This is a genomic window from Streptococcus jiangjianxini (assembly GCF_040225085.1).
Lineage (GTDB): Bacteria > Bacillota > Bacilli > Lactobacillales > Streptococcaceae > Streptococcus > Streptococcus jiangjianxini.
On sequence record NZ_JBEHGL010000017.1, the window covers coordinates 36,899 to 50,719 of the forward strand.

The 13,821-nt window shown below is 37.4% G+C and carries 18 protein-coding genes and 1 pseudogene; all 19 read right to left on the bottom strand.

Annotated features, from left to right (window positions below):
• Positions 1 to 10: 10 nt before the first annotated feature.
• On the bottom strand, positions 11 to 877 hold the full coding sequence (locus ABP870_RS08035; RefSeq protein ID WP_350014937.1) for a phosphate ABC transporter substrate-binding protein PstS: 867 nt from the start codon (positions 875 to 877) through the stop codon (positions 11 to 13).
• A gap of 146 nt (positions 878 to 1,023) precedes the next feature.
• Complete coding sequence (locus ABP870_RS08040; protein WP_350014951.1) at positions 1,024 to 2,355, bottom strand: RsmF rRNA methyltransferase first C-terminal domain-containing protein; 1,332 nt, start codon at positions 2,353 to 2,355, stop codon at positions 1,024 to 1,026.
• Positions 2,356 to 2,428: 73 nt separating this feature from the next.
• A complete protein-coding gene (locus ABP870_RS08045; RefSeq protein WP_350014938.1) occupies positions 2,429 to 3,187 on the bottom strand; it encodes an inositol monophosphatase family protein in 759 nt (252 codons plus the stop codon).
• Positions 3,177 to 3,458, bottom strand: a complete 282-nt coding sequence (locus tag ABP870_RS08050; RefSeq protein ID WP_350014939.1) for a UPF0223 family protein — start codon at positions 3,456 to 3,458, stop codon at positions 3,177 to 3,179. Before ABP870_RS08050 ends, ABP870_RS08045 begins: the two co-directional genes overlap by 11 nt.
• A complete protein-coding gene (locus tag ABP870_RS08055) occupies positions 3,448 to 3,864 on the bottom strand; it encodes a Spx/MgsR family RNA polymerase-binding regulatory protein (RefSeq protein ID WP_062708438.1) in 417 nt (138 codons plus the stop codon). The genes ABP870_RS08050 and ABP870_RS08055 overlap by 11 nt, the downstream gene beginning before the upstream one ends.
• Positions 3,865 to 3,923: 59 nt before the next feature.
• On the bottom strand, positions 3,924 to 4,844 hold the full coding sequence (locus ABP870_RS08060; RefSeq protein ID WP_350014940.1) for a bifunctional riboflavin kinase/FAD synthetase: 921 nt from the start codon (positions 4,842 to 4,844) through the stop codon (positions 3,924 to 3,926).
• Positions 4,841 to 5,725 (bottom strand): tRNA pseudouridine(55) synthase TruB, encoded by an 885-nt coding sequence (truB, locus tag ABP870_RS08065; protein ID WP_350014942.1) that lies wholly within the window; start codon positions 5,723 to 5,725, stop codon positions 4,841 to 4,843. The genes ABP870_RS08060 and truB overlap by 4 nt, the downstream gene beginning before the upstream one ends.
• Positions 5,726 to 5,815: 90 nt before the next feature.
• Positions 5,816 to 7,156, bottom strand: a complete 1,341-nt coding sequence (locus tag ABP870_RS08070; protein ID WP_350014943.1) for a DUF438 domain-containing protein — start codon at positions 7,154 to 7,156, stop codon at positions 5,816 to 5,818.
• A gap of 3 nt (positions 7,157 to 7,159) precedes the next feature.
• Entirely contained in the window at positions 7,160 to 7,387 is a 228-nt protein-coding gene (locus tag ABP870_RS08075; protein ID WP_350014944.1) for a DUF1858 domain-containing protein, read from the bottom strand.
• Positions 7,388 to 7,407: 20 nt separating this feature from the next.
• Positions 7,408 to 8,751, bottom strand: a complete 1,344-nt coding sequence (locus tag ABP870_RS08080; RefSeq protein WP_350014945.1) for a DUF2130 domain-containing protein — start codon at positions 8,749 to 8,751, stop codon at positions 7,408 to 7,410.
• A gap of 69 nt (positions 8,752 to 8,820) precedes the next feature.
• Positions 8,821 to 9,402 carry a restriction endonuclease subunit S gene (locus ABP870_RS08085; protein ID WP_350014946.1) on the bottom strand — a complete coding sequence of 194 codons (582 nt, stop codon included), beginning with the start codon at positions 9,400 to 9,402 and terminating at the stop codon, positions 8,821 to 8,823.
• 97 nt (positions 9,403 to 9,499) lie between these two features.
• Positions 9,500 to 10,141: a TrkA C-terminal domain-containing protein gene (locus tag ABP870_RS08090; protein WP_350014952.1), complete on the bottom strand. Its 642-nt coding sequence runs from the start codon at positions 10,139 to 10,141 to the stop codon at positions 9,500 to 9,502.
• A gap of 388 nt (positions 10,142 to 10,529) precedes the next feature.
• A pseudogene (locus ABP870_RS08095) lies at positions 10,530 to 11,054 on the bottom strand (Asp23/Gls24 family envelope stress response protein); the annotation flags it as partial.
• 14 nt (positions 11,055 to 11,068) lie between these two features.
• Complete coding sequence (locus ABP870_RS08100; RefSeq protein ID WP_350014947.1) at positions 11,069 to 11,272, bottom strand: CsbD family protein; 204 nt, start codon at positions 11,270 to 11,272, stop codon at positions 11,069 to 11,071.
• A gap of 38 nt (positions 11,273 to 11,310) precedes the next feature.
• Entirely contained in the window at positions 11,311 to 11,847 is a 537-nt protein-coding gene (locus ABP870_RS08105) for an Asp23/Gls24 family envelope stress response protein (RefSeq protein ID WP_350014948.1), read from the bottom strand.
• Positions 11,848 to 11,887: 40 nt separating this feature from the next.
• A complete protein-coding gene (locus ABP870_RS08110; protein ID WP_062708408.1) occupies positions 11,888 to 12,079 on the bottom strand; it encodes a DUF2273 domain-containing protein in 192 nt (63 codons plus the stop codon).
• A 9-nt stretch (positions 12,080 to 12,088) separates the two neighbouring features.
• Positions 12,089 to 12,658: an alkaline shock response membrane anchor protein AmaP gene (gene amaP / locus ABP870_RS08115; protein ID WP_350014949.1), complete on the bottom strand. Its 570-nt coding sequence runs from the start codon at positions 12,656 to 12,658 to the stop codon at positions 12,089 to 12,091.
• A gap of 20 nt (positions 12,659 to 12,678) precedes the next feature.
• Entirely contained in the window at positions 12,679 to 12,924 is a 246-nt protein-coding gene (locus ABP870_RS08120) for a GlsB/YeaQ/YmgE family stress response membrane protein (protein ID WP_062708402.1), read from the bottom strand.
• A 462-nt stretch (positions 12,925 to 13,386) separates the two neighbouring features.
• A partial coding sequence (locus ABP870_RS08125; RefSeq protein ID WP_350014950.1) for an LPXTG cell wall anchor domain-containing protein occupies positions 13,387 to 13,821 on the bottom strand: 435 nt, incomplete at its 5' end.

Sequence of the window (13,821 nt, forward strand, 5' to 3'; positions counted from 1 at the left end):
TTCTACTCCTTTATTTTGGTGAGACTTTACCATCAGCTGTTTTCTCAACTTTCATATCGTTCATAGAAATGTATCCCATTCCGGTAACGATATTGGCTTGAACCTCTTCAGACAACATGAAGTCTAAAAATTCTTTCGTTAGAGCCTTCGGCTCACCTTTTGTATACATGTGTTCATATGACCAAATTGGCCAGTCATTAGAAGCCACATTTTTAGCAGACGGTTCAAATCCATTAAGTTTCATTGTTTTAACACTATCATCTAGATAGGCAAAGGCCAGGTATGAAATGGCTCCGGGCGTTTGAGAAACAATGGATTTTACCATACCATTTGAGTCCTGTTCTTGACTTTTCTTGGCAGTAGCATCACCCATGATAACACTATCAAAGGTGGCACGTGATCCCGAACTGGCTGCACGGTTAATAATAGAAATATTTAAATCTTTTCCACCTACTTCACTCCAGTTGGAAATCTTTCCGGAAAAAATATCACGTAACTGTTCTGTTGTCAAATTATCAACTGACACTTCTTTATTAACAATAACAGCGAGGCCAGCAACCGCTACACGATGATCTACAAGCTTAGAGGCATCAATGCCATCTTTCTCCTCAGCAAACAAGTCACTGTTACCAATTTGAACGGCACCTGATTGAACCTGGGAAAGTCCTGTACCAGAGCCCCCACCTTGAACATTGATGGTCTTACCAATATTTTGCTTACTAAACTCATCTGACGCTGCCTCTACAAGTGGCTGTAGGGCGGTTGAGCCAACTGCTGTTGACGTTTCCCCTTTATCAATCCACTTAGCACAACCAGAAAGGAACAATAATACTACAGCAAGCATTCCCACAAGTGTGAGTAGCTTTTTCTTTTTCATTTTTTTTCCTCCGAAGAACGAAATCAATTTAAGGTGTACTAAAAGCATCTTTCTAATATTGTCAGATAACTCTATAGCACAAATTTATTATATCAAGAAGTCCATCAACTGACTTTCTTTTTGAATCAAATTGTATTCAATAACAGTTAGTATTGAAACCGTAAACCTTTCGGGTAATAGTTTTTCAACTGATTTCCAACAACTTTGGCAAATCCTAAACCATTCCCATTTATAACGACTTGGTACCATCCATTAATGTAGTTTTGATCTAAAAGCACCTGATTTCCAGAAACATAAATCTTAAACTGTTCTATATTAATTTCTATATTCTGTACTACCTCAGATGGTTTTAAGGCCACGCCTAAAGCAAAAGATGGCTCAAATCTATTCTTCTTAAATGTTCCTAAATGAAGACCATTTCTGGCAATTCTTACCTTTGATAGGTCTGGTAAACCTTCTGGTAACAGATAAAGATTATCACCAAATGTTTCGTAAGAGCCAACCAGCTCAGTCGTTAAGTGCTCGCTTGAAAAGCGATTCCAAAGGTCAACTTGTGTTTTCGTTAAAGCGCTTGAGGTTGTTTTTGATAGTTTCTTACTTTTTGTTTTTGGCTTATTGGGTTCGCTTCGTAGATTTTTAAATTTAGCGATAAATTGCCCTTCTCCTTTAAAGCGATGAGGATACATACGAACTGTCCCTGGGATGATTTCACTATTAGTCATCCCGTTTATTGGCTTAATCGGAGTTAATTCCAAATTGTCAAAACTCTCTAAAAGCCAAGAAACAACACCTTCGTTTTCCTCTGGCGCCCATGTGCAAGTTGAATAAACCAACTCACCTCCTGGTGCCAGCATTGTTATAGCCTCAGCTAAAATGGATTTTTGCAAATTAGCTAATTCATTTGGGTAACCAGCATGCCAATAAGTCATCGCATCAGGATCTTTTCGGAACATGCCTTCACCAGAGCAAGGCCCATCAAAAACAATTAAGTCAAAATAACTTGGAAAAACCTTCGCTAATCGTTCGGCCGATTCATTAGTCACAATGACATTTCTGGCACCAAATCGCTCCACATTCTCAGCCAGAATTTTGCTTCGTTTAGTGCTTATTTCATTGCTGACTAAAAGTCCAGTATTATTTAAATAACTTAGCAAATGAGTTGTCTTTCCCCCTGGAGCGGCTGCTAAATCCAAAACTTTCATATCTGATTTAGGACTGGCAACTTGGCCAACCATTTGAGCAGCCGGCTCTTGTGAGTATACTAGGCCTGTCACATGCTCAACAGATTTTCCAGATATTTTTCCATAATGCCCCCATGGGGTGTCAGGTATGGGGGCATCAAACACAATCTGCTCTTCCTTTAAGGGATTCGTCCGAAAAGCTGAGATAGCCGTTTTGTCAAATGATTCTAAAAAAGGCTGAGCTTCATGTCCGAGCAGTTCTTGGTATTTTTTGATAAATTCTTTTGGTAATTCCATAGTCATATTATAACAAATTCCTAACTATTGCCCTATAAAAAAAGCCTTTGGAGGCTCTTCTTCTTAATCTAATTTAATGTACCAATTTTTGAATGGCTGACAATTCTTCTTTTGGGACGAACATGACCTTCTGTCGATTTTTAAAGTCGGCTTTCTGCCCAGTCACTGTCAACAAACAATAACCTAGTTTCTCGCCCATAATGGATGCCGCTGCGTAATCCCAAGGAGCAATGTGAGAGAAATAAGCTAGCAATTTTCCAGACATCACTTGAGCCATACTGATGCCAGCGCCACCGTAAACACGTACACCAAGAGCAGTTTTAGTGAATTCTCGGAGACCATTCGTGTTTTCTAAATACATTTGAGCATTCACACCAACTAGACTTCTCTTAAAAGAACGATGGTGATAGGTTTCAAGCTTAACATCATTCGCATAAACATCAAATTGACCGCCACCTGAGTAAAGAACATCTTTCATGACATCTAAAATCAGACCAAACTGACCAATGCCCTTCTCATAATAGGCAATCATAATGGCAAAATGGTCTTGTTGGGCGATAAAATTAACAGTGCCATCAATTGGATCAAGAACCCAAACGTTGCCGTCAGAAATCGGATGAGTAACATCGTCTTCTTCTGCAAGAAAATGATCATCTGGATAGGCTCTTAGGATAGCCTTAATCATTAGTTCCTGACATTGCTTATCTAAACTGGTGACCAAATCAGTCTCATCAGCCTTCTCTTCTATATCAAAATCCTGATGCATTGCTTCTTTAATAAATAACCCAGCTTCCTTAATTAGGGATTTTGCAAATAAAAATTTACTTTCCAAGCTTCAACCACCCTTCAGTCTGCGATTTTGCTGCCTGCACAGCTCGATACGTTGAGTAGCCACTGACTTGCTCAAAATCTTTATCTAAACGTTTCTCCTCACCTTTTGAAGGAACAACCTTTTTAAACTCTTTATAAGCTTCTAGTAAGACTGTCACACTGACCTTACTCTCGTACGCTTTTTCAACTTGATTAAAAAAATGAAGTACTGAAGTCATTTCTTCAGTACTCCAGGATAAATCAAGCGGGTATGAATAATTGTTATTGCGCATGTTGTCCCTCGATTTCAGCACGAATAGTCGCTTGGCGAAGTTCTTGCTTGCGATAGTCCCGAGGGAGAAACGCACGGATTTCATCCTCGTTAAAACCAATCTGCATGCGTTTGGCATCCATGATAATTGGTCGACGTAACAGACTAGGATTTGAAGCAATAAGATCAATCAATTCTGAAACGGATAAGTCATCCACATCGACATCTAATTTTTGAAAGACTTTGGATCGCGTTGAAATAATATCTTCTGTGCCATTTTCAGTGAATGACAAAATAGACATTAATCCGTCTTGAGTCAGAGGACTTGTGATAATGTTGTGTTCTTCGTATTCAACGTCATGCTTTTCTAACCAAGCGCGTGCTTTACGACAACTGGTACAACTTGGTGATAAAAATAAAGTAATCATATACTGCCTCATTAATCAATCTACTTATTTTTTATTATACAAAAAAATAAGTAGATTGGCTATGCTTTTTGCCAATTTATCGCAATTTCTTGATCACTTTTCAATTGGTCAACTAAATCATCGATGCCATTGAATTTTTCCATTTCACGAATCTTTTCCAACCAGAATATTTCAATTTCTTCGCCGTATATATCACCTGAAAAATCAAAAATATTGACTTCTAAGCGCATCTCCGTCCCACCAAAGGTTACATTTTTTCCAATACTGGTCATCGAGCGGTATCGTTTCCCCTTGACTAAGACATCTGTCACATAGACACCATCAGACGGGATATGGGTTCTATCGGTAGGTGCTAGATTAGCAGTCGGAAAGCCAATCGTTCGACCACGAGCGTCACCATGAACAACAATTCCTCTGGTCGAAAACTCATATCCAAGCAATTTATTGGCCTCACGGACATTACCTTCTTGAATTAATTCTCGAATCAGTGTAGAACTAATTTTCTGCTTACCATCTGTTACTTCTGCTACCGTCACGACATTACCTTCAAAATTTCTAGAAAGGTAATCAGCATTTGTTCGATTATGACCAAAATGATAATCAAAGCCAACAACAATAGAATCTGGATTTAACTGCCTAATATAAGTATCAATAAATTGATCAGAGGTTACTTTGGCGAAATCACTCGTAAAATCAGTTAAATATAAGGTGTCAACACCATACTCTTCAAATTTTTCATAACGTTTTTGGGGCGAGGTAATATGGAGCAACAAATCAGGAGTGTATCGACTAAAAGCCAATTTAGGAGACTCAACAAAAGTTAATACGATTACCTTTAGGTCTTTTTGATTAGCAATTTTTTTAGCCTGTTCAAACAGTGCTTTGTGCCCTTGATGTAGGCCATCGAAATATCCTAAAACAAGCACTGTTTTTTTAGCTTCATTAATTTCTTGATAAGAATGTATCGTTTTTATTTTCATGATAGTAGTACTTTTCTTGGTTTGTACAAATCTTCTCGTTTTTCTAAAATAGCTACAACCTTGGCATTATAATAAGCTGCCAGTGTCGCCTCTTGACTGTCTAACTTGATAAACCTGCCAAACCGAATATTAGCAACATCATCATCGCTTAATTCGACTGAAGGTAAATCAGATACCCCATATTCAATCGGTAACAGAAAGCTCAAATCTTCTTTCTCAATCATTTCTTGAATATCTTTTAAACAGTATGCTTCAGAGAGTTTCAAACCAGCAGATGCTGTACGTTCTAGTCGCGACATGTGACTAGCAAAGCCGAGGCGTTTTCCAAGATCAACTGCAAGAGTTCTCACATAAGTTCCTTTACTACAAGCAACTTTGAAAGAAAATCTGACCCATTCGTCATCAAACTCTAAAGGAGAAGTTCTCACAAATTCTTTAATCACAACATGGCGTTCAGGGCGATCAACCGTTTCACCCGCTCTAGCATACTCATATAATTTTTTGCCATTAACCTTTACAGCTGAGTACATAGGAGGAACTTGAGTTATCGATCCAGTCAAAGTTCGCATCGCAGCATCAATAGCTTCTTCCGTTAGATCCTTAGTGATTGGTGTTCGCTCAACCATTTCCCCACTGGCATCTTCTGTCGTTGTGGAGAAGCCAAATGTTATGTCACCTTCATAGACCTTTCCTGCTTCGGTCATGAATTCAATCACACGGGTTGCCTTTCCTACCGCTATTGGTAAAACTCCTGTGACATCAGGATCCAAGGTTCCACCATGACCTATCTTTTTTTCATGCAATAGTTTACGAAGTTTAAAAACTGCATCGTGACTGGTCATTCCAGCCTCTTTCTTTAAGTTGATAATTCCGTTAATCATAATAGCTATTATATCATAAAGCAAAAAAAGAGTGAGACACAAGAACCGCTAATTAATAGAACGACTTGCTCTCACCCTTATTGCCTTTAGTTATAAAATATCTCTGTTAAAATCTGTATCTATGGCTCTGAAATCTTGGATCTCTTGAACATATTCTAAAATACCCTCGAATTCTCCATGAGCGTTACGTACGGCCGCATAGGTAATATGTACAAAAATATCTCTTTTGTCAGACTTAAACCACATGGTTACTTTATCTTTTTGCCCAGACTTGAGAAGTTCCATAACTTTTTTTACTTTTTCCAAAACTCTAGGAGGATGGCACAGTTCAACATGACGACCAATTTGACTAGGATTGCGTTTAAATATCATATCTTCAGCTGACGCATAATCATTATAATATTGGAAAATATCCTCTTTATTGACAAAAGTGATTTCCATAGGTAAATGATTAAGTATTAGATTAGCTTGGTCAACCGATAAATAGCCATTCCCAAAAGCCTGCGGTGTCGTTCTATCAACCTTCGTTTTTTCTTTCTTTGGTGTAAAGGTGATTGAGAAGACGCCAGTATCAGTTTCTATAATTTTAGTATCTGAATACTCAGGAAGGTTTTCAGTATTCGTATCATCTGTGGTCTGCTTGCTTGTTTGTAGAAATTCCTCACGGTGCGGTTGCCATTCTTGGGTTGGCTTAATAATAGCATAACCATACTTGTCGCTATCTTTAGCAATAGCCAGCCAATCATCTTGCGTAAAAGTCTCCAATAGAATCATCAATAAGATAGATTCTTCTTTGAAAATCATTTCTTCGAATTCACTTGCAAATGCTTCAAATTTTTCTTTAATCAGTTCAATGGACGCCTCTGGTAAAGAGTCAGCGGCATTCTTGGCTTCTGCAAACAAGTCTCGAATATCATCATCAACCCCCCACATTACCTTAGGTGGGGCATCATGACCATATCGCTCCATAATTGGGAAAAAAAGTTCTTCTTTCCGAGTATAATGCCTATCAAATTGACCTAGGAGTCTCATCTGGTGCTTTAAACCCTTAGATAATTGATCAAAAAGTTTTGCATGCTCAGGTTTCGTTAAATGATCCAAGATACGGCGGATGCGAAGCATCGCAGCTCGCAGAGCTAGGTTTTCCTGTTTAAAAACATAGACAGGGTGCCCCTCTTGGTCAGCATCTGCTACTTCCACATCTTGGACAGCACCTTTAAAAAGGTTAGCATGGACGTTACATAAGCCCATAATATCCTCAAACGTTATCCCTGTATCAGAAGACATTAGCTCATGCTCCATCATTGAAATTTCTAAAGCTGAAACTCCTGTAAAATGCTCGTTAAAACGCTCCTGAACGGATTCAGCACTGGCACCCTGATGAAGTTCAAGTAAAATTTCTTTTAGTATCTCAATACGATTATTGTCCATACGTTATTCCTCTATATCATACCCATGCATCAGTAATGTTTCTTTAATCTTTTCAATCGGGATATGAGCTAATTTTGCTCCAGATTTTAAACTTGTTACCTTACCAACAGTGTTCAACATCGCAGGATTTGCCAGAGGTTTAAAACCTAGTTCTACTAGAATCTCCTGAAGTTCTGGGTGATCTTTTATGATGTCAGCAACTGTTTTTTTTAAGTCTATTGTATTGTGCACCGCAAACCTCTTTTTAGTATTCAAATATTATCTTTTTTAAATTCGTCAAATTGCTTTCGCATCGTTGGATTTTTCCGCGTTAATTTTTTGACAGAAACATCTTCCAATTTATTATTCGCTAATCGCAACTGATTCTCACTTGTCGTTAAAGCTGCCTTAACGGCTTCCATTCGTTTGATGGATTTGTCAATTTCATCAATAGCCTTTTGGAAATTCTTACTGGCTGATTGGTAATTCTTAGCAAAAGCATTTTTAAAGACATCTAAGTCTTCTTCAAAATGGGTGATATCAATATGTTGTTCTTTTACTAAGGCTAATTCTTGCTTATACTGTAACGAATTGAGTGCTGCATTACGCAGTAAGGTAATGATCGGAATAAAAAATTGTGGACGAACAACATACATTTTAGGATACTCGTAGGAAACGTCCACGATACCATTGTTGTAAAGATCGTTATCCATTTCTAAAAGCGAAACCAAAATAGCGTATTCACAATTTTTTTCTTGTCGATCTTTGTTCAATTCCTTAAAGAAGTGGTCATTTTTCTTTTTAGAGGCTGTTTCATCACCCTCGTTTTTCATCTCAAACATGATCGAAATGATCTCAATACCATTGTCATCGAATTCCCGGTAAATATAATCACCTTTTGATCCTGTTTTAGCATCATTGTCTTTTCCAAATTGTGCATTTGGAAAGGCTGTCATACGAAGACGGTTAAACTCATACTCACAATGTTGCTCCAAGCTTTCTCCAATCATCTTAGTTGATTGTTTTGCTTTAAAGTCTTTGTAGTAGGCGATAAGTTCATCCTTTTGTGCTAGTTCTGTTTGATGACGGCTTAGCAAAGATTGTTTAGCCAACTCCTGCTTTTGTTCCTGAAGTAAGAGTTGGTTAGTAATCTGGTCTTTTTCTTGTTGGAGTTTAGTTAAGGCTTCTTGTTTTTCCTTGTCTTTTTCCAAACCAAGAAGGTCGATTTTTGATTGTAACTCTTGATTTTCTTTATCTTTTTGTGATAAGGCTTGAGCCAAGGTCAGAGCGTTATCGGCTACTAGTTTATCGATTTTTTGTTTTAAATTATTGATCTCGTCATTCTTCTGAGTCATTACATTCTGCAATTCGACAGCTTGCTGGCTTTCGAATGTCTCTAGTCTATGCTCTAAAGTCGCAATTTCTCTTTCTTTTTTTCCTAACTCAGATTGTAATGCATTTTTAGACTGTTCTTCAATCAATTGTCTTTCTGACGCAAGTCTTTCTAGAAGGTCATGTTCAAATTCTTTAGTTCTTACCTGCTCTAATAATTGACTATACTCTGTTTCATTTATGGTAAACACCGTTTGACAATGGGGACATTTTATTTCGTTCATCTCAAACTCCTCAATCATTTGGTCCTATTATAACAAAAAAAGCAATGATATTCAGTGCTTTCTTATTTATTAGGGAAATAGTGTGCGCTTCACTTCTTCTTGAATATATTGCCATTCTTGATTAGCACGCTCAAACTTACGTTGAAAATCAGCTTGCCCTCGTAAATAGCGACCAATAGCATAATCCTGTTTGACAATGGGCAACAAGGGGATAAGGATATCTCCAATTTCCTTGGTTGATAGATTCATGACAGCTTTCCCGCGGTCAGTTGCTTTTAATAATTCTTGACCAGCAGCTGTTTCAAAGAATAATTTGAGATAGTATCCTCTAACTTTAGCTGATGGTCTGATAATGGTGAAATTAGATGAAGCTACAACTGGGCCAGATTGTTGGTCAAATACAGCAAGTTTCAGCTGAGTACCTTTTGAAGAAACCAAAACATCTCCTGCCTTTAAATAGTATTTAGAAACTAAACGCTCATCCTCATCGTATGTTTTCAAATTAGTATAATCAACAAGGCCATCATTTATATCAACGATATTGATAACCGCAATACGTTCTCCCTCAGCTTTTGAAGAGACCGCTCTTCCTTTAAAAATACTAGCAATATCTTTTAAAAGGGAATGATTATTTGATTTAAATGTTTCCATAACCGGAAAATCTCTCCTTCTGTTGATATTAGTATTTTAATACAACTAGGATACGAAAGCAAGTAAAAAACCAGATAAATCTGGTTTTAAGGGTAATCTATAATCCGACGTTTATATTAAATAAATTTTTCAAACGCGAATAAGCAAGATCATCTCCGACAAAAAAGATATGATCTCCTGCTTCTAAAACAGCGTAAGGACTTGGTGATAATACGAGGGTTCCGTGCTGTTCAATACCAACAATAGTTGCACCAGTTTGGTGCCAAATATTTAAATCGCGAATAGATTCACCCAAATGACTAGCTTCTTCAGTTAAGATGATCTCATATGGTGTAAAGGGATATTTACGACTGACGGATTGGCTTTGTAACAAGTATTCATCAACCAGGTCAGCAAGATCCTCTAATTCATCTACTTGCTTTTTAATGTTTTCACGGATTTTATTTTTTATCATCGCGATAGAATGCGTCGTTTCATAATTTTTCAAGAAGTCTTCAGCCTTCTCTTTCGATAAGACGATCGCACCACTACCATGTTTTAAACTGACAATATGCATATCAGCTAAAATATTTAAACCCTTACGTGCAGTTTCTGGAGAGACATTAAAGGTACTTGCTAATGTAGACCTTGATTTTAATTTCTCACCAACTTCATAATCACCATCCGCAATTCGTTTAGCAACGGCAACGGCAACTTGCTGATACTTGGAACTCCTTACTTCTGAACTGACTCTCCTCATCATGATACCTCCGACTTGATTTTACCACCTTATACAAGTCTTGACAATAGGGATAAATCTACGATCTTACCATTTTCTGGAAATACTGTAACTTACCATATCCATCAATCTATGACTTCGCTTATCACTTCACAATACAAAACAAAAGATCAGGATTTCTCCCAACCTTCCGCCACCAATTTAATGTTAAGTCAAATTAGTTATTCTTTTGTTATTAGTCTGCAACAACAACGTCGCTATCCACTGAAGCCGTGTAAGTAACCCCTTCAGGCTCAGTTGACATTGCTTCTTTAGCTTTTCCTGCTTGCTCTGAAGCGTATTGTTTAGCTTCAGCCGTCTTTTCAGCAGTAAATTCTTTAGCTTGAGTAGCTTTTTCTGACGCATAATCGCGTGCTTCAACAGATTTTTCTGAAATGTATTCACCTGCACTTTGAGCAGCTTCCTTAGTACGTTCGTAACCTGCAGCAGTAGCTTCTTTAGCACGTTCATAACCAGCTGCTGTTGCTTCCTTGGTCTTAGCATAACCAGCTTCAACACGATCTTGAACAGTCACAGAAGCTTCTTCAAACTCCTCGCGAGTCATAATGTCAACAACATTGATGTTAACTTCAATAACTTTCAAATGAGTCATCACTTCAACATTTTGAGAGATAATCTCTTTAATACCATCCGCAATAGCCGGAATGTCTTTGCCGTATTCAACGATAACATCAAGATCAGTAGCTACTTCTTCTTTACCAACTTCAACATTAACGCCAGTTGTTACATCTTCAGAATTAACTAACTTATCTTTGACGTTTGAGAAGAATCCTCCGCTAACAGATAACAATCCATCGATGTTTTCAAGAGCATGACCAATAATTTTTTGAATTACTTTTTCATCATAAGTTACTGTACTTTTAATTTCAGTCATAATACTACCTATTCCTACTTGTTATTTTTTGATTTAAGGCCGTCAATAGCACCTTTTACAGTATCTTTAGCATCAGCGATTTTTTCTTTGATCTCACCAGCTGCTTTTTCGACTTTACCTTCAGATTCTGTACGTTTATCTCCGGTCACTTTTCCAAGACCTTCTTTAACTCCACCAGAAACTTTATCTACTTTAGCATCAAATTTTTCTTCAGACATCTTCTTTCCTCCTAATATTATCCTAGAGTTATCTTTTATTATTTTACACGTGGCTCAGTTTGTTCTTGAACACGATCAACACCATTGCTTACAGCACCTTTAGCGTTGTCGTATTGGTTTGAAACAAACTGACTAGTTGCTTGTGCGCCACTTGAAACACGATCTTGAAGGCTTACTGAATCAGCTTCAAATTGTGCACGTGTTTTAATGTCTACAACGTTAACGTTAACTTCAACAACTTCAAGGTCAGTCATTTTAGTAATTTCTTCTTCAACAACTCTTTTGATTTGATCAAAAATAGTTGGCACGTGTTGCTGATACTCAACAACAGCATCTAAGTCAACAGCAACTTGTTTTGTACCAACTTCAACATTGACACCATCTGTCACATTATTAGTGTTGACTAATTTTTCTTTGATGTTTGAGAAGAAACCACCATTGATAGCAAGCAAGCCATTCACGTGTTCAACAGCAAGGCCTACAATTTTTTCAATAACTTTATCTTCATAAGTTAGCTGACCACGAATAGCTTTTGGATCCACTGGATTGTTGTTAATTGAATGATTTTCTACCATAATATACCTCTCTCTATTTAAAAGAATAATGACTTTGTTATTATTTAAAATTTTCTAAGAAACGGTCGATTAGTCCTGTTTCTTGTGCAAAGTAACCAGCAAAGCTACCTGCCGCAACCAGAATTAAAATGAATAATGTTTTAAAAAATCCGAATGTCACTAGTAGAAGTGCTAAGAAGAAAGCTGCCCCTCCACCAATGATGGGGTATTTGTACTTTTCAAATATTTCCATGCTTCACTCCTACTCTACACGACCACTTTTGATTGTCTTCTCTTCGATAACATCTTTGACTTTGACACTAAAATCAACATCATGTTCCACGCCAAAGAATGCTTTAAGTCCAACTTCCAAATCTTTCTTAAGTTTTTCTGTATTCGTAATGACATTTGAACGAGGAACAACCTGACCTCTGACATCCACCTTGAATTTTTTCTTGTAAAGACTTGCTGTCACCTTAGGATTTTTCATTAAGCCTTCTGATTCGACGAGACTCTTAACATAACCTTCAATTGCTGACTTCTTGAGTTTCAATTTTCCTTTATCGTCGGCAAGTTCTACTTCACTGTAACGACGAGGGAAAAAGATTATGACTACAATCCCAATAAGCACCAGGATAAAGAGTACAATCGCAGCCCATAAGAAATACTGCGCCAAGAACTCTCTCCAAATGCTATGTGCACGAAAGTTTACAGGTACCCAAGATAGAGCTGGAAGGCGCAAGATACGCTGATTAAGAAAAATAACATTTCCCAACACCGTAAGAAGCACAATCCCGACAAGGCTATATAGAATTTTCCATCCTTTTGCCATGACTCCTCCTTTATGAATGATTATTTAGTTTTTGAAAGTACGAATGATACAACGATAACAACAATCACTGCTCCAAGGATTGATGGGACAAGTGCCATACCAGCCAAGCTAGGACCCCAAGAACCAAATAAGGCTTGACCAACCCAAGAACCGGCAATACCAGCTAAAATATTAGCAATCCAACCCATTGAGCCACCTTTTTTAGTAAGGGCTCCAGCAATCGCACCAATAAGCGCTCCGACGATAAGTGACCATAATAATGACATAATATAAAACCTTTCTATTCACTTCCCTGTGGGAATTAAGCAAGATACTATTAAAAGTATCATATTAACAAAACAACAACTTTCTCGAGAAATGGTCAAAGTGACCACTTATAAATTAAGTGAGTGTGTAAATTACTTTTTTAGCGGCATCACTCAAACAAAGAAAACGTTCTCTATGCTTTTGTAATAGCATTTCTAAAACTGACCACATTTCATTTAATTTATATTGTTATTATACACTATTATGTCGATAAAACAATTAATATGCTCTCTTTTTTTAAATTTTTTCTTTTTTTATCTATACCATCACAACCTTTCTATTTTCTAGGTATGAATTATATATGGTCGCTTCGTAGTCTCTCACCTCCCCTATCTTTTTCATTTACCAAAAACACGAGAGAGCTATTAGCTTTCCCGTGTCTGTATAAAATGGAGACTGAAATAATTTTCTATAAGACAGGGTTAAAAGTCTTTAGTTTTTTTACGACGACGTGATGCTGCAAAACCTAGTGAAGCAAGTGCAATAGCTGAACCTGCTACAACTGCTGTTGATGATGATTTTTCACCAGTACTTGGCAATTGATCGTTATTCGCAGCTTTTGATGCTTCTGCTTTTTCAGAAGAAGCTGTTGCTTTAGCAGCTGATGCTTTTACTTCTGATTTATCAGCAGCTTTTTTAGCTCCCTTATCTGAAGCATTAGAACCATCTTTACCTTGTTCTTCTTTTTGAGTATCATCTGCTTTTGGTGCTTCTGGTTTTTCCTCTTTTGGTTGATCTTCACCTGGCTTGTCAGATTTTTGAACTTTATCAACAGCGATAAAGTCTTCGTGATGATCTGTATTAGCTAGGTCAAATGCTGCTGTACGGTAGCTGTTCAATTCATAACCTTCTGGAAC